The organism is Microbacterium sp. NPDC019599, from assembly GCF_040632175.1.
In the GTDB taxonomy this organism is placed as follows: Bacteria; Actinomycetota; Actinomycetes; order Actinomycetales; family Microbacteriaceae; genus Microbacterium.
Genome location: NZ_JBEYBL010000003.1, coordinates 15,157 through 33,838, shown reverse-complemented (window position 1 = coordinate 33,838; position 18,682 = coordinate 15,157). Strand labels below are relative to the sequence as shown.

Here is an 18,682-nt window from a genome sequence, read left to right as displayed (position 1 = left end):
GCGCGAAGGCCCGGGCGACCCCGCGGGGCGCCGCGTGATCCTCACCCCGCCGGGGTGAGCGTGAAACGGCCCCGGACCGGTAGCGTTCCAGGACAGCGGCAGGGGAACCGCGCCCTGCCCCCGAGGTCGGGAGTAACTCGCCGTGGACTCTGCACTGACCGCGAACCTCATCTGGATCGCCGGCGTCGTGGTGAATCTCGCCATCATCCTGGCGGCCCTCATCATCCTTCCGAAGCGGCGCAAGCCGACGGCCGCGATGGCGTGGCTGCTGGCGATCTTCCTCCTCCCCTACATCGGCATCCTGCTGTTCCTGGTCATCGGCAGCATCAAGCTGCCGAAGTCGCGCGTCGAGGCGCAGGCGCAGATCGACGCGCGGATCCGCGAGCGCGTCGCCCTCGCGAAGCTCGATTCACCGCACGCTGACGAGCCCCGGTGGTTCCAGCGCGTGCTGGATCAGGCGGAGGAGCTGACCGGCATCCCGGCCCTCCACGGCAATGCGATGACGCTCAACGGCGATTACAACGGCTCGATCCTCGACATGGCGGCCGAGGTCGACAAGGCGCAGCGCTTCGTGCACGTCGAGTTCTTCATCATCGGCTTCGACGACACGACCCGGCCGTTCTTCACGGCTATGGAGAACGCCGTCAAGCGCGGCGTGACCGTGCGTCTGCTCGCCGACCACATCGCGACGCGCAAGGTGCAGAACTCCAAGGAGATGACCGCGGAGCTCGACCGCATCGGCGTCGAGTGGGCGTGGATGCTGCCGGTCGAGCCGTTCAAGGGCAAGTACCAGCGCCCCGACCTGCGCAACCACCGCAAGATCGTGGTCGTCGACGGCACTGTCGCGTTCACGGGATCGCAGAACCTCATCGACCGCAGCTACGACTCGCCCAAGAACATCAAGCGGGGCCTCAAGTGGCAGGAGCTCGTGACGCGCGTCGAGGGGCCCGCGGCATCCGCCCTCAACGTCGTCTTCCTGTCGGACTGGCTCATCGAGACCGGCCAGCAGCTCTCCGACGAGTACGTCGCCGTCGAGACCATGCCCGCGAAGGGCGACCTGCTGTGCCAGGTCCTGCCCAGCGGCCCGACGTACAGCACCGAGAACAACCTGCGCATCTTCCTCTCGCTCATCTACGGCGCGACCGAGAAGGTCATCCTGACGAGCCCCTACTTCGTGCCGGACGAGGCGATGGTCTACGCCATCACCTCGGCGTGCGAACGGGGACTCGAGGTGCAGCTGTTCGTCTCGGAGGTCGCCGACCAGTGGCTCGTGGGTCACGCGCAGCGCTCGTACTACAGCGTCCTGCTCGAGGCCGGCGTGCGCATCTTCCTGTACCCCGCGCCGTACATCCTGCACTCGAAGCACTTCTCGATCGACGACGACATCGCCGTCATCGGGTCGAGCAACATGGACATCCGCTCGTTCAGCCTCAACGCCGAGGTCTCGGTGCTCGTGCGCGGCGAGTCGTTCGTCGCGGGCATGCGCGAGGTCGAGGAGGGCTACCGGCAGGCCGGCCGCGAGCTGACGCTCGAGGAGTGGCGCCGCGAGCCTCGCTCGGCGACGTTCTACGACGGCGTCGCGCGCCTCACCTCCGCCCTGAACTGACGCTCGGGAAGCGCCCGGAGTGACCGCATAGCCTGGAGGCATGCCCACACTCCACGCCGACGCCGACGCCGCGCTCTGGGTGCCGGTGACCGATTCGCTCGGATTCAAGGGACGCCGCCACCGCAAGGCGGCGATCCGGATGCTGTTGACCCAGGCGAACCGTGCGATGGGCACGTCCGAGCGCCCCGGCAGTGGGGTCCTCGCGTGGGGCATGAGCCAGGCGGCGCCTTTCCTCATGCGGAAGGCCGCGGGCCGCGTGCTGGTGTGGGTGTGGAAGGCCGATCCCGAGCTCGTCGTCGTGATGGCCCAGGTGCAGGAGGCGACGTCGCAGCTGCGTGCGGCGCGCGCGATGATGCCGATGGAGTACGACGACACCGAGGACTTCCGCAGTCCGTACCTCGGGACCGGCGAGAAGCTTGCGATGCCGCTCCCCCGCGACCCGCGCACTCCGCCGTTCGCGACATACACGTGGGACACCGGCACGCACTTCGTGACGGTCACGGCCGTGTGCTCCGACCGCGAGCGCTTCGGCACGGTCATCGCCAGCATCGACGATGTGGCCCGCACCGTGCGCCTGGCCGAAGACCTCACGATCGGCGAATCGCCCACCATGATCGTGATCGAGCCGCCCAAGCCCTGATCACGGGCCCGGGCGACAGCATCCTGTCGTGTCCATGCGTCGGGGGCGGGCGCGGGTTCCGCACATCCCGCCTCTGGTTCGCAACTCAGGCTGAGAGCGGGGAAGCAGCGCGACACGCCGTGAATCGGGGCCGCTGCACGCACCCAGCCTGAGTTGCGAACCTGCTCAGGTTCGCGTCCGGCCGCCCGACTGGCGCGACGAGCTCAGTCGGCGGGCTCGGGTGCCTTGCCGTCGCGCAGCGGTGCCGCGTCGGGGTCGCCCGACAGCCAGCGCAGCCAGCGAGCGTTCGGGTCGCTCTCCAGGACGAGCGCGCGGACGAGGAGCGTCAGCGGGATCGAGAGGATCGCGCCCAGGGGACCGATGACGAAGGTCCAGAAGATGACGGAGAAGAAGCTCAGCGTGAGGCTGAGACTCACGGCGTCGCTGACGAACTTCGGCTGCACGAGCACCTGCAGCGTGACGTTGACGACGCAGTAGATCGCGACGACGGCGAGCATGAGCGGCCAGCCGCCCACGACGAGCGCCAGGAGCGCCGGCGGGATGAGTCCCAGGACGAACCCGATGTTCGGGATGAAATTCGTGACGAACGCGAGGATGGCCCATACGGCGGGAGCCGGCACGCCGAGCGCCCACAGCGCGAGGCCGTCGATGATCGCGACGATCGCGCCGAAGGTCGCGTTGACGACGTAGTAGCGGCGGACGCCGGAGTTGTACACCTGGAACCGGCGCACGGTCGGCCGCACCGAGCGCCCGAAGGACGCCTCGGCGCGCGTGTACCGCGCGCCGTCGGCGGCCATGAATATGACGTACGAGACGACGAAGAAGAACGCCGTGAGCACACCGACGACGGTGCCGCCGAGAGATGTCGCGAAGGAGAGCAGGGTCTGCGGCTGGAGGAGGGATGCCCCGGCATCCGCGGCCTCCGACTCGACGCCGAGCGACTCGAGCAGGTCGAGGACGCTCTGCGCAGACGCCTTGAGCTGGTCGGCGTAGTCGGCGACGAGCTGCGCGAACTGCACGCCCGCGTAGAAGAGCAGCGCCGCCATGACGCCCAGGATGAGGTAGCCGACGACGATGACGGCGGTCGTCGCGGCCCACCGCGGCCAGCCCCGGCGCTCGAGCGGGAATCGGACGGGGTGGCAGATGATCACAATGACGGCGCCCAGGGCGAGCGGCCCGACGAGCTCCCGCGCGAACGAGAGGCCCGCGAGCACGACGACGGCCGCCGCGAGCCCCACGAGGATCCGCAGCATGGGCGAGAGCGCGGGCGGCGCAGTCGGCGGCGCGGGCGTGGCGGGCGGGCGCGAGGGCTTCACGCGCGCAAGGGTAGCCGTGCGGCCCGGCGGGGCGAGCGGGGCGCGCCCTGCCGCGTCGCTATCGTGAGCCCGTGGACCTGAGTGCGCTGCTGCCGACCTCCGTCGAGTGGTGGCAGGTGCTGCTGGCGATCGTGCTCGTCATCGCCGGCTGGATCCTCTCGCGGCTCGCCCGCAAGGGCACGCTCGCGCTCCTGCGCAAGGCACCCACGGTGTCGGAGCTCGTCGCCGTGTTCATCGCCCGCTTCGTCGCGTACTCCGTCGTGCTGCTCGCGGTCGCCCTCGCCCTCGCGGTCCTCGGCGTCAACATGCAGCCGCTCCTCGCGCTCGCCGTCGTACTCGCGGTCGTCGCGGTCCTCGTGCTGCGCGGCGTCGCCGACAACTTCGCCGCGGGCGTCGTCATCCAGGCGAGCAAACCCGTCGAGCTCGGCGACGAGATCATGGTCGAGGGGCCGGACGGGACGCCCATCGTCGGGGTCGTGCGCGACCTCAACTCGCGCACCGTCGTGCTCGAGACCTACGACGGGCGCACGGTTCACGTGCCCAACGCCAAGATGGTCCAGGACACGATCGTCAACCACTCGTCTCGCGGGCTGCGCCGCAGCGAGGTCCAGGTGCGCACGAGCTATCTCGGCGCCGACACGGCCGACCTGCTCGATCGCCTCGCCGCCGCCGCGGCCTCCGTCCCGGGCGTCGATGGCGCCGAGCCGGCGCGCGCCGTCGCCGTCACGATCTCGCCCGAGCGCCTGACGGCGCGGATCCTGTTCTGGCACGCTCCCGCCGACGGGCTCGCAGCGACGTCGGGCGTCGTCGCCGCGGCATCCGCCGTCCTTCAGGAGACCGGGGTCGAGGGCACGGCGACGAGCAACCCCGGGCTGCCTCCGCTCGTGCCGCCGGACAGCGTCTGACTCAGGCCGCGGCCGCGGCCTTCTCGGGCTCCTTCGGGTGCACGACGAGCTCGGGCGCCTTCGTGACGATGAGCCACACCGGCAGGATGATGAGGCACAGCAGCGGGATCACCGTGACGTCGCCGCACAGCGCGACGCCGACGAAGATCGCGATCCAGCCGTCGCGGGTTGCGGCGAGGGTGATCCCGAGGACGCCGCACGCCACGGCGAGAGAGATCGGCATGTCGGGGATGAGCGCGTAGCCCAGCAGTCCGAAGGCCGTCCCGACGAAGACGGCGGGGAAGATGCGGCCGCCGCGGAAGCCCGCGCTCGCGGCGATGAGCAGCGCGACGACCTTGACCGCCGTGAACAGCGCGAGCTGCTGCGGTGTGTAGTCGTCGGGGTGCTCGAGCAGCTCGGCGGTCTGCTCGAGGCCCTTGAAGAGCGTGATGGGGCCGCCGATGATGCCGAGGACGCCGAGGATCATGCCGCCGAGGGTCGTGAAGACGAGCGGATTGCGCAGCGCGTGGAAGGCCCGGTGCAGGTACGGGAAGACGAACGCGGCGAGGACGCCGAGGATCGCGGAGACCGCGGCGACGGCGAAGCCCTGCAGCAGGAAGATCCACTCGTAGTCGCCGAGCGGCGCGAGCGTGAAGGAGATCGTCTCGCCCCCGAGCAGCAGCATCGTGACCGCGCCCGCACCCGCCGCGGCCAGCGGGAGGAAGAGCTTGTCCCACAGCGATCCCGGCATCGCCATCGCGCCGACCATGCCCGTGAAGACGAGCGCTGCGGCGACCGGTGTGCCGAACAGGGCGCCGATCGTGCCCGACACGGCGAGCATGACCAGCAGCGCGGGCGGGATCTTGGTCGAGAGCCGGCCGAACACGGCGACGGCGAGCGCCGAGTTGACCGCGATCGTCGGGTTCTCGGGGCCGAGGCTCACACCGCCCGCGAGGCCCAGGATCGACACGGCGAGGATCGTCGGGACGGCCATCAGCTTGGGCGGGGTTCCACCGAGCTCGGTCGTGGCCGAGTCGGGCCCGCCGTGGCCGGGGATGAGCCACACGATCGCCCCGACGGCCGCGCCGGTGAGCGTCAGGACGAGGAAGATCCACCACGGCGTGCTCTCCGAGGCGCCGAACAGCCCCGGCAGGTAGTCCCAGAGGAAGTGCATGAGCTGCTCCGACACCAGGTCGAGCGCCCGCAGCACGACGGCGGACCCGATGCCGATGAGCAGTGCGGGCACCGACATCAGCAGCAGCGTGCGGATGCCGGGGCTTGCAGGACTGGCGGTGCTCGGCTGGGTCATCGCGTTCTCCTTCTGATCGCGCACTCATCCTGCCCGAGGTCGCGGGGGCGCGGCATCTTCATTCCTGCGGACGCATGTCTTCTTGAAGCGCCGCGGCGCTGCGGATGAACAGGATGATCCACGTGAAGACGAGCGTGCCGGCGACGAGCTCGACCGCCGTGAGCGTGTAATAGCCGATCGCGTAGAAGACGCCCAGGCCCACCACGACCGCGAGGAACACCCAGCCGAGGTACACGAAGAATCTCGACATCCCGGGGATCCAGACGGGGAGCCGGATGACGAGCACGGCGTACACGACGGCCATGCCGGAGGCGAACGCCGTGTGGATCCAGAACCAGTCGTCGACGGGGAAGACGCCGACGAAGGCGAGGAAGACGCCGACGAGGATGAGGCACAGCCGCACGCGGGCGATGCCGTTCGGGTGCGAGGTGGGGATGCCGCGCGTCGCGGCGCGGGCGAGGGTCGTCACGAGGATGCCCGCGACGATGAGCGTGAGGTTGAACGCGAGCGACGAGAAGTCCTCGGTCACGCCGAGAGAGCTCAGGTGCTTCTGCCACCACAGGGGGTCGGATGCTGTCAGCATGCTCGCGACGATGCCCTCGACGAGGAACGTCGCAAGGATGACGGCGAGCAGCTGCAGATCGATGTGCGTGCCCGAGTAGAACGCGACGTACCCCGTGACGGCCGCGACGGCGCCGGAGAGGAGGATGACGGGGATCGCGAAGACCTCCGCGCCGATGAAGGCCTGCTCGAAGATGACCGAGACGAGCGTCCAGCTCAAGAGCGCGATGACGGCGTGCGCGAACGAGAGCGCCACCAGGTCGACGATGTCCAGGATGCCGGGCCGCACGCTGCCGGACAGCATCCGTCCGCCGGCGAAGGCGACGATCGCGACGATCGCCGACGTCACGGCGGAGAACTGCCCTACCGAGTCCGGACCGGCGATCGGCGCGGACTGGAAGCGGAACGCGATCACGGCGATGACCGCGACGAGGATGAAGGCGCCCACGCCGACGGCGAGGGCGATCGACTCGAGGGTGCGCTCGCTGGAGGCGCGCAGGCGAGGCGTTGCGGCTGCGGACGTCATGGCTTCTTCTCCCCGTCGGCGATGAGCTGTTTGAGTTCGGCGACCTGCTGCATGAGGCCGCGCACCTGGCCGCGCGTCGCGGCCTCGTCGTCGTCGCGACCGTGGGCCGCCTTCTCGATGACATATGACGACACCGTGGCAGTGACGGTGCCGACGATGGCGATGCCGCCGGCCATGAGGCCCACGGCCCAGATGCGCCCCAGGGCCGTGACAGGGTAGTAGTCCCCGTAGCCCACCGTCGCGACGGTCACGAACGCCCACCACATGGCGTCGCCGAACGTCACGATATTGGCATCGGGGGACCGGCGCTCGGCGTCGAGCACGGCGAGCGCGCACAGGTAGATCACGAGGAGGGACGCTCCCGCCCCGTAGATGGCGATGCGGCTGCGCAGCACCGTCCCCGCAGACTGCTTGCCGAACGTCACGACCGTGAGCACGCGCAGCAGCCGGAGCGCCCGGAGCATGGGGATCACGACGATCGCGAGATCGAGGAGGTGCCCACGGAACCATGGGCCGCGCGGGCGAGCGAGCGAGAGCCGCACGACGTAGTCGACGGCGAAGACGGCGTACGTGGCGATGATCACGGTCCACAGGACGATCTCCTCCGTGCCCTGCGAGTCGGCGATGACCTTCCACGAATAGGCGAGGAGCCACAGCAGCGACGCGATGATGAGCGGCCAGTGGGTGAGGCTCTCCCACCGCTGCATGGTCAGCCGTTCGCGCGCCATGGGTGCACTCTAAAGGCGACCCGCGCGCGGTCGACGGTGCACCGCCGAGGCCTCACCCGAGCCGTGTGACCGGTGGATGGGCGGCTCATCCGGGCCCATCGCCGTGCGCGCGAGCCGGTGGCATGATGTGCGCATGACCGAGCCGCATGTGTCCGCTCTGCCCTGGGAGCGCCCGACGACCGTCCAGGAGCGGATGGCTCTGGGCAAGGACGCGCGCAACGCGCTGTCACGCGGTGCGCTCGCGCACCTCACCCCGAAGGACCGCGATCCGCTCGGCATCCTCGATGCCCAGAACGCCACCCGTATCCCCGAGCTCGTGCCGTTGCGCATCGAGCGGATGTCGGCGAGCCCCTTCGCCTTCTATCGGGGGACCGCCGCCATCCAGGCGGCCGACCTCGCGGCCGACCGGCACAGCGGCATCCTCGTCGCATCCTGCGGCGACGCCCACGTGTCGAACTTCGGCTTCTTCGCCTCGCCGCAGCGCACCCTCATGTTCGATCTCAACGACTTCGACGAGGCGGCGTGGGCGCCGTGGGAGTGGGATCTGAAGCGCCTCGTCACGAGCATCGTCATCGCCGGTCAGGCGACCTCACGCGACGGCACGGTCGTCGAGGAGTCGGCGCTGGCCGCCGTGCGGACCTACGCGCGGTCGATGGCGGCCAACGCCGGGCGCAGCAGCCTCAACCGGTTCTTCGAGCACTTCGACGCCGAGTCGGGGCTCAAGGCGATGGACTCCGAGTCCCAGCGGACCATGCGCGCCGCCATCAAGGAGGCCGAGAAGCGGACGGGTGAGCGCGCCGCGCGCAAGCTCACGACCCTGGGCGAGGACGGGCGCCTCACCTTCGTGGAGCGACCTCCCACGATGACCCACACGACGGCGGAGATCGAGGGGCGCCTCCACGAGAACATGCAGAAGTACCAGGCGTCCGCGAACGTCGACGTCCGTCTCGTCCTCGCCCAGTACACCCTGTCGGACATCGCCCTCCGGGTCGTGGGGGTCGGCAGCGTCGGCACGCTGTGCGCGCTCGTGCTGCTGCAGGACGGCGACGCGAACGCGCTCCTTCTGCAGGGCAAGCAGGCGAACCGCAGCGTGCTCGAGGAGTACGGCGGCATCGAGCAGCCGCAGGCGCTCGTCGAATTCATCGCCGAGCACGGCGAGGGCGGCCGGGTGGTCGGCCTCCAGCGCATCCTCCAGGCCGTCTCCGACCCCTTCCTCGGACACCTTCGCGCGTTCGCGGGCGACTTCTACGTGCGCCAGTTCAACGACATGAAGGGCGGTGTCGACATGGACGAGCTCGAAGACCCCACCTTCCGCGAGTACGCGGAGTCGTGCGCCGCCGTCCTCGCCCGCGCGCACGCGCAGTCGCCGCGCGCTGCCGAGGTCGCGGGCTACATCGGCAACGGCCGGATGGTCGGCGAGGCGATCCTGGAGTGGGCCTACGCGTACGCCGACCTGTCGCGCGCCGACTTCGACGCCTTCGTCAAGGCGAACCCGCAGCCGGTGAGCGGCGCGCAGGCGGCAAAGGCTGCCGTCCGCGGCCTCGGCTGACCGGGCGCGCGGGGCTGGTCTGCGTGGGTGGCTCCGGCTCAGCCCGCCGCGGGCGGGTGCGCTGCGAGCCACTCCTTCGCCAGGCGCGCCGGTGCCTTGAGCAGCCATGAGTCGGTCACGACCTCGCGCAGGAAGTCCGGTTCGATCGCCTCCAGACGAACGAGCACGGCGGCGTACCCGTCGAAGTGCGGGATCGTGAAGAAGACCTCGGGATAGGACTGCAGGAGCGCTTCCTTGTCGTCGAGCCCGTCCGTGCGCACGCCCACGATCGGGCCGGCGGGCCAGGACCGGCCGAGCGTCGCGAGTCGGGCGAGGTCCGCCTTTCCCGCGGCCCGCTCCCACACGAAGAGCCCGTTCCTCGTGCGCCACGCGGCGCCGCCACGGTGCCCGTCGACGACCTCGCGCGTCTCGGGCAGTCCGAGCGCGATCGCGCGCACGTCGTCGAGGGTCGCCATGCCGTCCATCCTGCTCCCGATCTCGTGACAGCGGGGGCTGCCACGGATCGCCGGGCGGCCGGCTGTCCGGTTGTGGTTCACTGAACATGCCGGCTCCCCGGAATCCTCGGGTGCCACGGGTCGGCAGGAGGAGTGCCGCGCATGCCCCGTCTCGCCCGTCCTGCACGTCGCATCGTCGCCGGCCTCGCCGCCATACTGCTCGCCACGGCGGGCGTCGTCGCCGTCGAGGCGGCGACGACGGGGCCGGCGTCGGCTGCGTTCCCCGAGACGGTCAACCCGTTCTCGCTCGCGGGCGGGTTCACGGTATACGGGCGCGAGGACGTGCTGCTGCAGAACCAGGAGACGGAGGGCAGCATCGCCGCCGGCGGCACCGCGACTGTCGCCCCTGCCACGGCGAGCCAGTACGCGATCATCCACGTCGCCGCCGGGACGGGCGACTACGATCTCCCCGTCGTCGACGGAGATCCCACGCGGCTCCTCGTGGGCAGCTACAGCACCGCGAGCACCGGCATCCTGGCCATCACGAGCGCCGGCACGAGCAACCCCGATCTGTGGGGCGACCTCAAGATGGTGGAGCGCGACGGGCCGTGGCAGGCGTTCGCGAGGGCGGACTGGCTCCGGCTGAACCTCAACCCGGCCAACGTCGACCAGACGCCGCTCATCGATTCGACGCACCAGCAGTACCCGGCGCATGCCTCTCCCCCGGCAGGTGCGACGGGCAACGACAGCATCTACACGGTGAACACCGGCCCCACCGCCGTCGCCGACTACGTCGAGACGAACGCCGACGCGTCGTGGGCCGAGGCGCAGAGCTGCCTCGACGACATCGCGGATCCGACGAACGGAGTGGGCCACCCCGTCGGCGTGGCGGAGGATGCGGGCAGCCGGGTCGTGCTGGAGGAGCTGAGCGCCGACCAGCCGAACATCGTCGACTACGCCGACATCGCGGGCACGGCCCTCATCCAGTTCTCGCCGGGTCCGACCCCGGGCGTCGCGAACCCGCTCGTCATCCGGGTGCCCGAGGGGACCACGGAGGTCATCGGCGCGCGCGCCGACCCCCAGGGCGCCCACTCCCCGTACATCCTGTGGGATCTCTCGCAGCTCATCGGCGACGTCACCGTCAGGGCGGCGGAGGCGCGCATCGACGGTTCCATCTACGCTCCCGAGGCCTCGGTCACGGTGAACGCAGCCCCGCTGGACGGCCAGGTGATCGGCCGCAACGTCACGCTCCAGGGCGGTGAGGCGCACTCGTTCCTGTTCTCGGGCGAGATCACCTGCATCGCAGACAGCGGCACCTTCGCGGTCTCCAAGGCGCTGTCCGGTATCGAAGCCGACGATCTGCCGCCGGGGACGACCTTCACGGTCAACTACCTCGCGACGGACCCCGCATCGGGCGACGTCATCTCGACGGGCACGATCGAGGTGCCCGCCGACGGCACGCCGGTCGTGGCGGACGAGCAGCTCCCGCTCGGCACGCTCGTCGAGTTCGACGAGATCGCGCCGGAGAGCGTCCCCGGCTGGGAATGGGGGGAGCCGACGATCTCCCCCAATCCGCTCGAGATCGGCGCGGGCACCGCGCAGGTCGTCGTGACGAACACCGCCACTGCGCAGGCCGGCACCTTCTCGATCGCGAAGTCGATCGTCGACCTGACGGGCGGCACGCCCGGGGCACCCGTGGCGGCGTCCGTGCCCGTGCAGTGGACCGCGTTCTTCGGCGGCGAGCAGATCGGGCAGGGCACGGCCGACGTGCCGTTCGACGGCACCGTCGTCGTGATCGCGGAGGAGTTCCCGGTCGGCACGCGCATCGTTCTGACAGAGGATCTCGACGGCATCGACCCACCGGATGGCTACGAGTGGGCGGGCGCGCACTGGACGCCGGGGCGCACGTTCGTCATCGGCGACACCGAGACGGTAGCCGTCGAGCTCACCAACGGCGTCGTGCCGGTCGACGAGGAGCGGACCGTCACGATCGTGAAGTCGGCGACGGGCGCGGCATCCGACCCCGCCTACGAGTACACCGTGAGCTACAACACCGACCCCCCGGGGACGGGTGCTCGGACCGCTCGCGTCCTGCCGGTGGGCGACCCGCAGCTGCTCGACGACGTCGAGACGGATGCCGAGTTCCTCCAGCTGGCCGAGCAGCTTCCGACCCTCGACGGCACGGCCGTCGACCCCGCCGACTGGACGGTCCCCGTCTTCCGCGTCACGGCCGAGGACGGCACTGTGACGGAGTACCAGCCGGAGAACTTCGAGGGCGCCGGACCGCTCGAGACGGCCATCGTCGACATCCCCCTTCCCCCGACAGGCGATGTCTCGATCGAGGTCGCGAACGAGCTGCGGATGGGCGCGTTCGAGGTGTCGAAGGCGTTCACGGGCTTCCCGGACGGCACTCCGGTGCCGGACGACCTCGACTTCACGGTGGCCTGGACCGCGACGCTGCCCACCGGCGACGTGAATCGCGGCATCCTGCGCGTCCCCGGAGACGGCACCTCCGTGAGTCCTCTGGACGATGCAGGAGAGCCGCGGACGTTCCCGTACGGCACCGTCGTCACGTTCGTCGAGCTCGGCGCACCGACCCGGCACGCCGTCTCGTGGGAGGCCTCGTCGTTCGATCCCGCCCAGCTCGTGATCGGGGACGGCGGCGAAGCCCTCGTGCACACGACGCTCACGAATGACGCATCGCTCATCACCGGGACGTTCCAGGTGGTCAAGAGCCTCGTCGGCGTGGACCCGGAGGACCTGCTCACCGACTCGTTCACGGTCGTCTACGTCGTGCACCTGCCGACTCTGGATCAGCTGGTCGGGACCTTCGAGCTCCCCGCCGACGGGACGCCGGCGGGCCCGGTCGATGAGAACGGCGATCCCCTCGAGTTCCCGATCGGCACGACGGTAGACCTGTCGGAGACCGAGCCGGACGACGCCGATCTGCCGGAGGGCTACGAGTGGGGCGAGACCGTCTGGAGTCCGTCCAGCTCCGTCGAGATCGGACTCGGCGAGACGCCGCAGCTCGAAGTGACGAACACGGCGGTCGAGATGACACGGTGGTCCGTCGTGAAGATCGTGGACGGGGATGCTGCATCCGCCGTCCCGGCCGGCACGACGTTCCCGATGGACTGGTGGTGGGACGACGTTGCTCAGACCCGAGTGGAGCTCGAGCCGAATGTGGCCGTCACCTCGCCGTACTTCCCGGTGGGATCGATCCTCGAGGTGCGCGAGGGCGAGGTGCCCTCGATTCCGGGCGTCGACTGGGGCACGCCGACGTGGAGCGTGAACGGGGAGGTGCTGACGCCCGCGGATGACGGTCGAGTCGTCCTGCCCATCGCCGTGACGGGCGACCGCGCACCCGCTGAGCTCACCCTCACGAACACGGGCTCGACGCGTCCGCTGCCTGCGACCGGCGGCGGCGGTCTCTCGCCGCTCATCCCGCTCGGCGGGCTCGCCCTGATCCTCGTCGGCGCGGGTCTCGTGGCGGCGCGCACGCGAAGGGCCTGACCTCAGCCGCGAGAGGGCACGAATGTGCGCGACACGCCGTGTCGAACGCGCATGTCTGCCCTCTCGCGAACGGGGCCGAGGCGTCAGGGCTCGGGCGGCGCGTCCTCGGTGGGAGCAGCATCCGTCTCGGGCTGCTCGAGTCCGCGTCGCGGCTGCCAAAGGACGACCTCTGTCGCGCGCCGGATGCGCGTGCCGGACCGCAGCGTCACGACGGCACCCGTCGCACCGGCGGCGAAGACGCGGGCGCCCGGCCGGCGGGCGAGTTCGGTGCGCATGCGCTCCTCGAGGTCGCGGACGCGCACGTGCAGCTCGCGGACGCGGTCCTCGAGCTCGAGGATGCGGGCGATCGCGGGAAGCCCCATGCCGTCGGACGACATGCGGGCCACTTCGCGGAGCTGCTGGACGTGGCGCAGCGAGTAGCGCCGCGAGCCGCCCTGGGTCCGGGCCGGGACAACGAGCCCGAGGCGGTCGTACTGCCGCAGCGTCTGGGGATGCATCCCGGACAGCTCCGCGGCGATCGCGATCGCGAAGATCGGGGCGTCCTCGTCGATGTCGTGCTGCTCAGCCACTCCGCTCACCTCCTGCTCACCGGTCGTTGAGCGAGGGAGCGAAGCGACCGAGCCGAAACGCCTCGAGCCGTCGAAGAATCGTCGGTCCGGGACGTTTCGTCTCGCTTCGCTCGCTCAACGAACGCTCCTTTCCTAGCCCCTGGCCTTGGCCATGAGGTCGCCGCGCGGGTTCTCCTTCGGCTCGAGGGCCTGGAACCGCTCGAGCGCTTCGCGGGCGGCGTCGTCGAGATGCGACGGCACCGCGACCTGGACCTCGGCGAGCAGGTCGCCCGTACCCTTCGCGGTCTCGACACCGCGGCCCTTGACGCGCAGGACGCGACCGGACGGGGTACCGGGCGCGACGCGGAGCTTGACCGGCTCGCCGCCGAGCGTCGGCACCTCGATCGTCGCGCCGAGCACCGCCTCCGTGAAGGTGATCGGCACGGTGACGCGCAGGTTCAGCCCCTCCCGCGTGAAGACGGGATGCGGGCGCACCGTGACCGCCACGACGATGTCGCCGTGCTCGCCGCCGTCCGGCGACGGGCGGCCACGTCCGCGCAGGCGGATCTTCTGGCCGTCCGAGACCCCCGCGGGGATCTTGACCTTGAACGGCTTGCCGTCCTCGCCCTGCAGCGTGATCGTCTCGCCCCGCGTCGCCGTGAGGAAGTCGATCGTCGTGCGCGCCGTGACGTCCGCGCCGCGCGTCGGTCCGCCGTAGCCGCGGAACCCGCCCGTCGGCTGGCCGAAGCGGCCCGAGCCGAAACTTCCGCCCTGCTGCTCGTTGAACATCCGGAAGATGTCGTCGAAGTCGGCCGTCGACTGGGAGCGGGTCCCGCGGCCCTGCCCGAACATGGAGAAGACGTCCTCGAAGCCGCCCGCACCCTGCCCGCCGGCCGTGAAGCGCGCACCGCCCGCGCCCATCGCGCGGATCTGGTCGTACTCCTTGCGCTGCTCGGGGTCGGAGAGCACCGAGTAGGCCTCGCTGATCTCCTTGAACTTCGCCTCGGCTGCCGCATCGCCCTGGTTCGAATCCGGGTGATACGTGCGCGCGAGCTTGCGGTACGTCTTCTTCAGGTCGGCGTCACCGATGTCCTTCGAGACGCCGAGGACCTTGTAGAAGTCCTTGTCCAACCAGTCCTGGCTCGCCATGCATGTTCCTCTCGGGCGTCAGGCCGTCACTCCGCCGGGACGGCGACGACGACCTTGGCGGGCCGCAGCTCGACCGAGCCGAGGCGGTAGCCGACCTCGACGACCTCGAGCACCGTCGGCACTTCGACGCCCGGGGTGGGCGCCTGGAAGATCGCCTCGTGCTGCTGCGGGTCGAACACCTCGCCCGCCTCGCCGTACGCCGACACGCCGATGCGCTCGGCCACGGACCGCAGCTTCTCGGCGATCTGCGCGAAGGGCGTGCCCTCCTCGAGATCGCCGTGCTTGGCGGCGCGGTCGAGGTCGTCGAGCACGGGGAGGAGGCCCTTGGCCACCTCGCCCTTCGCGCGCTCGATCTCGCGCTCGCGCTGCTCCTCGGTGCGGCGGCGGTAGTTCGCGTACTCCGCCTGCAGGCGCTTGAGGTCGTTCAGGAGCGCCGACTCGAGGTCGGCGATCTTCGCGTCCTCCGCTGCCGCGTCGGCGTTCTGCTGCGTGCCGAGGATGTCGTCGACCGTCAGCTCCTCGCCGTTCTCGGCATCCGTCCCCTCCTGCGGAGCGGGGCCGGCGGCCTCAGCCGCCGACCCCTCCTCGCCGGGGACCTCGTTCTCTTCGAAGTCCTTGTCCGTCATGGTTACTTCTTCTCGTCTTCCTCGTCCACGACCTCGGCGTCGACGACGTCCTCGTCGGGGGCCTGCGACGGCTGCTCGCCCTCGTCGCCGGCGGCCGAGGCATCCGGACCCGTCTGCGAAGCCTGCGACGACGCGTAGATCGCCTCGCCGATCTTGCCCTGCGACGCGTTGAGCTTGTCGAACGCGGCCTTGACCGCGTCGTCGTCGTCGCCTGCGAGCGCCGCCTTGAGGGCGTCGACGTCGGCCTGCACGTCGGACTTCACGTCCGCCGGCAGCTTGTCGTCGTTGTCCTTGATGAGCTTGTCGATCGAGTACGCGAGCGTCTCGGCCTGGTTGCGCACCTCGGCGGCCTCGCGACGCTTCTTGTCCTCGGCGGCGTGCTCCTCGGCCTCGCGGACCATGCGCTCGATGTCGTCCTTGGGCAGCGACGAGCCGCCCGTGATCGTCATCGACTGCTCCTTGCCCGTGCCCTTGTCCTTGGCCGAGACGTGCACGATGCCGTTCGCGTCGATGTCGAAGGTGACCTCGATCTGCGGGATGCCGCGCGGCGCCGGCGCGATGCCGGTCAGCTCGAACGTGCCCAGCGGCTTGTTGTCGCGCGTGAAGTCGCGCTCGCCCTGGAAGACCTGGATCGCGACCGACGGCTGGTTGTCGTCGGCGGTCGTGAAGGTCTCGCTCCGCTTGGTCGGGATGGCGGTGTTGCGCTCGATGAGCTTCGTCATGATGCCGCCCTTGGTCTCGATGCCGAGGCTCAGGGGGGTCACGTCGATGAGGAGGACGTCCTTGCGCTCGCCCTTGAGGACACCGGCCTGCAGGGCGGCGCCGACGGCGACGACCTCGTCCGGGTTCACGCCCTTGTTGGGCTCCTTGCCGGCCTCGCGCTTGACGAGCTCCGAGACGGCGGGCATGCGGGTCGAGCCGCCGACGAGCACGACGTGGTCGATGTCGGCGACCTTGATGTTCGCCTCGCGGATGACGTCCTCGAACGGCTTCTTCGTGCGGTCGAGGAGGTCCTTCGTGAGGTCCTCGAACTTGGCGCGCGTGAGGGTCTCGCTGAGCGACACGGGGCCGTTCTCGGTCAGCGACAGGTAGGGCAGGTTGATGCTCGTCGAGGTCGACGACGAGAGCTCCTTCTTCGCCTGCTCAGCGGCCTCCTTGAGGCGCTGCAGCGCGATCTTGTCGCCCGAGACGTCGACGCCGGTCTGGTCCTTGAACTGCTTGATGAGGTAGTCGACGACACGCTGATCCCAGTCATCGCCGCCGAGGCGGTTGTCACCCGCGGTCGCGCGGACCTGGATCGTCGAGAAGTCGTCGTCCTTGCCCACCTCGAGGAGCGAGACGTCGAACGTTCCGCCACCGAGGTCGAAGACGAGGATGAGCTCGTCCTCCTTGCCCTTGTCCAGACCGTACGCGAGCGCGGCGGCCGTGGGCTCGTTGATGATGCGCAGGACGTTGAGGCCGGAGATCTCGCCGGCCTCCTTCGTCGCCTGACGCTCGGCGTCGTTGAAGTACGCGGGCACCGTGATGACGGCATCCGTCACGGTGTCGCCGAGGTACTGCTCGGCGTCGCGCTTGAGCTTCTGGAGGATACGGGCCGAGATCTCCTGCGGCGTCCACTTCTTGCCGTCGACGCCGAAGTTCCAGTCCGTACCCATGTGGCGCTTGACGGACGAGACTGTGCGGTCGACGTTCGTGACGGCCTGGCGCTTGGCGGTCTCGCCGACGAGCACCTCGCCGTCCTTCGTGAAGGCGACGACCGACGGGGTCGTGCGGAACCCCTCGGCGTTCGCGATGACCTTGGGCTCACCGCCCTCCAGGACGCTCACGACCGAGTTGGTCGTACCGAGGTCGATTCCAACAGCACGTGCCATGTGTTTCTCTCCTTCATGCGGGGCGAGCGGATGCTGCGCCCCAGGGTCTTGCCGAAGTCCACTCGCGCCCAACCGAGGGTTGAGCCGCGATGACTCAAGCGTATCCGGGGGTGCGGATCGCGTCAAATGGAGTTGAGTCGACTCATATCAACTTTTCAGCGAATGCAGTAGCGCTCCCGCGCGCGACGCTGCGTCCGGGGAGTTTCGTCCCGCCTCGCTCGCTCAACGACCGTGGGGATCTGCCGACCGCGTCGATGCGGTGACGGTGAAGGTGCTGTTCCGCGCGATCTGGCGCGTCGGGCCGACCAGGCGATCGAGGTCGGGGCGGTAGCGCAGGTGGGAGTTCCACACGGTCCAGAGCTCGCCGCCGGGCGCGAGCACCCGACCCGCGTCCGCGAAGAGCTTGAGTGCGATCCCGCGGTGCACGACGTGCCCGATGTGGAAGGGCGGGTTGAGCACGATGAGCCCGGCGCTGCCGTCGGCTCGGGCGGAGAGCGCGTCGTCCCTGACCACCTCGACCTGTTCCCCGACCCCGTTCGCGGCAGCGGTCGCGCGCGCGGAGGCGACAGCGGCGGCGGACTGGTCCGTCGCGACGACGTGGAGGCCGGGCCGTTGGCGCGCGAGCCACGTCGCGATGACGCCTGTGCCGCAGCCGAGGTCGATCGCCTCGTCGACGCGGGGAGCGGCATCCAGGTGCTCGAGCAGGAGGCGCGTCCCGATGTCGACCGTCGTCCCCGCGAAGGCGGCGCCGCGGGCCACGACGACGAGGCCGGTCTCGGCATCCGTCTCCCGCCTGGGCCAGCTCACCTCGACGGCGGGGAGCGGCTCGGCCGCGATGAGGGCCCGTGCCTTCTGCCGCGCCCGCGTCACGTCGAGCCGGCCGAAGCTCCCGCGCAGCACGTCGTTCATCGACACGGCCATGTGCTTGACCATGCCCGCGGCGAACACCCGGACGCCCGGCGCGCAGTGCCGCGCGATCGTCTGGCAGATGTCGCTCAGCGCGTCGAGCGACCGCGGCAGCCGCACGAGGACGACCTCGGCATTCCGTGTCAGGTCGGCGTCGAGGTCATGGTGCGTCCACGTCGGCGGGATGCCGAGCCGCTCGGCGTTCGCGGCGAGCGCGCGCTCGCCCGACAGCGCGTCCTGGTGCACCCGGATGCTGTGCGCCCCGTGCCGTGCGACGGCACCGAGCGTGAGCGCCCCGTAGCCGTCGCCGATCACGACGACGGCGCCCGGCGCCGCGGCGGACAGCGCACCGGCGGCCTCGTCGAGAAGGAGCCGGTCGGCGGCGTCGGACGCGAACAGCTCGGGCGCCGCCACATCGGGCTGCCGCGACAGCGCGCCGAGATCGAAGTCCACCACTCCACGGTACGGCCGCGATGCTGGTGGCACGGGGCTTGGGTGGGACTTCCGAGCGCTGCG

The 18,682-nt window shown here is 70.3% G+C and carries 15 protein-coding genes; 5 read left to right on the top strand and 10 right to left on the bottom strand.

Features of this window, described 5'->3' with window-relative positions:
- Positions 1-142 precede the first annotated feature (142 nt).
- On the top strand, positions 143-1,606 hold the full coding sequence (cls, locus tag ABZ477_RS06895) for a cardiolipin synthase (RefSeq protein WP_360129938.1): 1,464 nt from the start codon (positions 143-145) through the stop codon (positions 1,604-1,606).
- Positions 1,607-1,646: 40 nt separating this feature from the next.
- Positions 1,647-2,246: a hypothetical protein gene (locus ABZ477_RS06890; RefSeq protein WP_360129935.1), complete on the top strand. Its 600-nt coding sequence runs from the start codon at positions 1,647-1,649 to the stop codon at positions 2,244-2,246.
- A 203-nt stretch (positions 2,247-2,449) separates the two neighbouring features.
- Here the strand turns inward: ABZ477_RS06890 and ABZ477_RS06885 are convergent, their stop codons facing one another.
- Positions 2,450-3,562 (bottom strand): AI-2E family transporter, encoded by a 1,113-nt coding sequence (locus ABZ477_RS06885; RefSeq protein WP_360129932.1) that lies wholly within the window; start codon positions 3,560-3,562, stop codon positions 2,450-2,452.
- A gap of 71 nt (positions 3,563-3,633) precedes the next feature.
- On the opposite strand from ABZ477_RS06885, the gene ABZ477_RS06880 reads away from it, so the two are divergent.
- The gene (locus ABZ477_RS06880) at positions 3,634-4,467 is read left to right on the top strand and encodes a mechanosensitive ion channel family protein (RefSeq protein ID WP_360129929.1); all 834 of its coding nucleotides are present in this window, start codon (positions 3,634-3,636) and stop codon (positions 4,465-4,467) included.
- A 1-nt stretch (position 4,468) separates the two neighbouring features.
- On the opposite strand, the gene ABZ477_RS06875 is transcribed toward ABZ477_RS06880, so the two are convergent.
- Genes ABZ477_RS06875 through ABZ477_RS06865 form a run of 3 tightly spaced genes read right to left on the bottom strand, consistent with a single transcriptional unit; the run spans position 4,469 to position 7,570 of the window.
- Positions 4,469-5,755 (bottom strand): ion channel protein, encoded by a 1,287-nt coding sequence (locus ABZ477_RS06875; protein ID WP_360129926.1) that lies wholly within the window; start codon positions 5,753-5,755, stop codon positions 4,469-4,471.
- A gap of 58 nt (positions 5,756-5,813) precedes the next feature.
- Positions 5,814-6,842: a hypothetical protein gene (locus tag ABZ477_RS06870; RefSeq protein ID WP_360129923.1), complete on the bottom strand. Its 1,029-nt coding sequence runs from the start codon at positions 6,840-6,842 to the stop codon at positions 5,814-5,816.
- Positions 6,839-7,570, bottom strand: a complete 732-nt coding sequence (locus tag ABZ477_RS06865; protein WP_360129920.1) for an ion channel — start codon at positions 7,568-7,570, stop codon at positions 6,839-6,841. The genes ABZ477_RS06870 and ABZ477_RS06865 overlap by 4 nt, the downstream gene beginning before the upstream one ends.
- Before the next feature lie 133 nt (positions 7,571-7,703).
- Between ABZ477_RS06865 and ABZ477_RS06860 the strand changes: the two genes are divergently transcribed.
- Positions 7,704-9,119, top strand: coding sequence for a DUF2252 domain-containing protein (locus ABZ477_RS06860; protein WP_360129917.1), 1,416 nt, complete (start codon positions 7,704-7,706; stop codon positions 9,117-9,119).
- Between the two features lie 38 nt (positions 9,120-9,157).
- Here ABZ477_RS06860 and ABZ477_RS06855 read toward each other — a convergent pair whose 3' ends face one another.
- The gene (locus ABZ477_RS06855; RefSeq protein ID WP_360129915.1) at positions 9,158-9,574 is read right to left on the bottom strand and encodes an MmcQ/YjbR family DNA-binding protein; all 417 of its coding nucleotides are present in this window, start codon (positions 9,572-9,574) and stop codon (positions 9,158-9,160) included.
- Positions 9,575-9,715: 141 nt separating this feature from the next.
- Between ABZ477_RS06855 and ABZ477_RS06850 the strand changes: the two genes are divergently transcribed.
- Positions 9,716-13,066 carry a DUF5979 domain-containing protein gene (locus ABZ477_RS06850; protein ID WP_360129912.1) on the top strand — a complete coding sequence of 1,117 codons (3,351 nt, stop codon included), beginning with the start codon at positions 9,716-9,718 and terminating at the stop codon, positions 13,064-13,066.
- A gap of 83 nt (positions 13,067-13,149) precedes the next feature.
- Here ABZ477_RS06850 and ABZ477_RS06845 read toward each other — a convergent pair whose 3' ends face one another.
- The 5 genes from ABZ477_RS06845 to ABZ477_RS06825 all read right to left on the bottom strand — a co-directional run bounded on the left by ABZ477_RS06845 (position 13,150) and on the right by ABZ477_RS06825 (position 18,619).
- The gene (locus ABZ477_RS06845; RefSeq protein WP_360129909.1) at positions 13,150-13,635 is read right to left on the bottom strand and encodes a MerR family transcriptional regulator; all 486 of its coding nucleotides are present in this window, start codon (positions 13,633-13,635) and stop codon (positions 13,150-13,152) included.
- 132 nt (positions 13,636-13,767) lie between these two features.
- Positions 13,768-14,763 carry a DnaJ C-terminal domain-containing protein gene (locus tag ABZ477_RS06840; RefSeq protein ID WP_360129906.1) on the bottom strand — a complete coding sequence of 332 codons (996 nt, stop codon included), beginning with the start codon at positions 14,761-14,763 and terminating at the stop codon, positions 13,768-13,770.
- A gap of 26 nt (positions 14,764-14,789) precedes the next feature.
- The gene (locus ABZ477_RS06835; RefSeq protein WP_360129903.1) at positions 14,790-15,389 is read right to left on the bottom strand and encodes a nucleotide exchange factor GrpE; all 600 of its coding nucleotides are present in this window, start codon (positions 15,387-15,389) and stop codon (positions 14,790-14,792) included.
- A gap of 2 nt (positions 15,390-15,391) precedes the next feature.
- Positions 15,392-17,260 carry a molecular chaperone DnaK gene (gene dnaK, locus ABZ477_RS06830; RefSeq protein ID WP_360129900.1) on the bottom strand — a complete coding sequence of 623 codons (1,869 nt, stop codon included), beginning with the start codon at positions 17,258-17,260 and terminating at the stop codon, positions 15,392-15,394.
- A 222-nt stretch (positions 17,261-17,482) separates the two neighbouring features.
- Positions 17,483-18,619, bottom strand: a complete 1,137-nt coding sequence (locus tag ABZ477_RS06825) for a methyltransferase (RefSeq protein ID WP_360129897.1) — start codon at positions 18,617-18,619, stop codon at positions 17,483-17,485.
- Between the last annotated feature and the right edge of the window lie 63 nt (positions 18,620-18,682).

Bases quoted from the DNA above. Each gene is read 5' to 3' on its own strand.
- ABZ477_RS06840 (WP_360129906.1), bottom strand. From the start codon at position 14,763: ATGGCGAGCCAGGACTGGTTGGACAAGGACTTCTACAAGGTCCTCGGC.
- ABZ477_RS06860 (WP_360129917.1), top strand. From the start codon at position 7,704: ATGACCGAGCCGCATGTGTCCGCTCTGCCCTGGGAGCGCCCGACGACC.
- ABZ477_RS06865 (WP_360129920.1), bottom strand. From the start codon at position 7,570: ATGGCGCGCGAACGGCTGACCATGCAGCGGTGGGAGAGCCTCACCCAC.
- dnaK (WP_360129900.1), bottom strand. From the start codon at position 17,260: ATGGCACGTGCTGTTGGAATCGACCTCGGTACGACCAACTCGGTCGTG.
- ABZ477_RS06875 (WP_360129926.1), bottom strand. From the start codon at position 5,755: ATGACCCAGCCGAGCACCGCCAGTCCTGCAAGCCCCGGCATCCGCACG.
- ABZ477_RS06890 (WP_360129935.1), top strand. From the start codon at position 1,647: ATGCCCACACTCCACGCCGACGCCGACGCCGCGCTCTGGGTGCCGGTG.
- ABZ477_RS06850 (WP_360129912.1), top strand. From the start codon at position 9,716: ATGCCCCGTCTCGCCCGTCCTGCACGTCGCATCGTCGCCGGCCTCGCC.
- ABZ477_RS06855 (WP_360129915.1), bottom strand. From the start codon at position 9,574: ATGGCGACCCTCGACGACGTGCGCGCGATCGCGCTCGGACTGCCCGAG.
- ABZ477_RS06835 (WP_360129903.1), bottom strand. From the start codon at position 15,389: ATGACGGACAAGGACTTCGAAGAGAACGAGGTCCCCGGCGAGGAGGGG.
- ABZ477_RS06870 (WP_360129923.1), bottom strand. From the start codon at position 6,842: ATGACGTCCGCAGCCGCAACGCCTCGCCTGCGCGCCTCCAGCGAGCGC.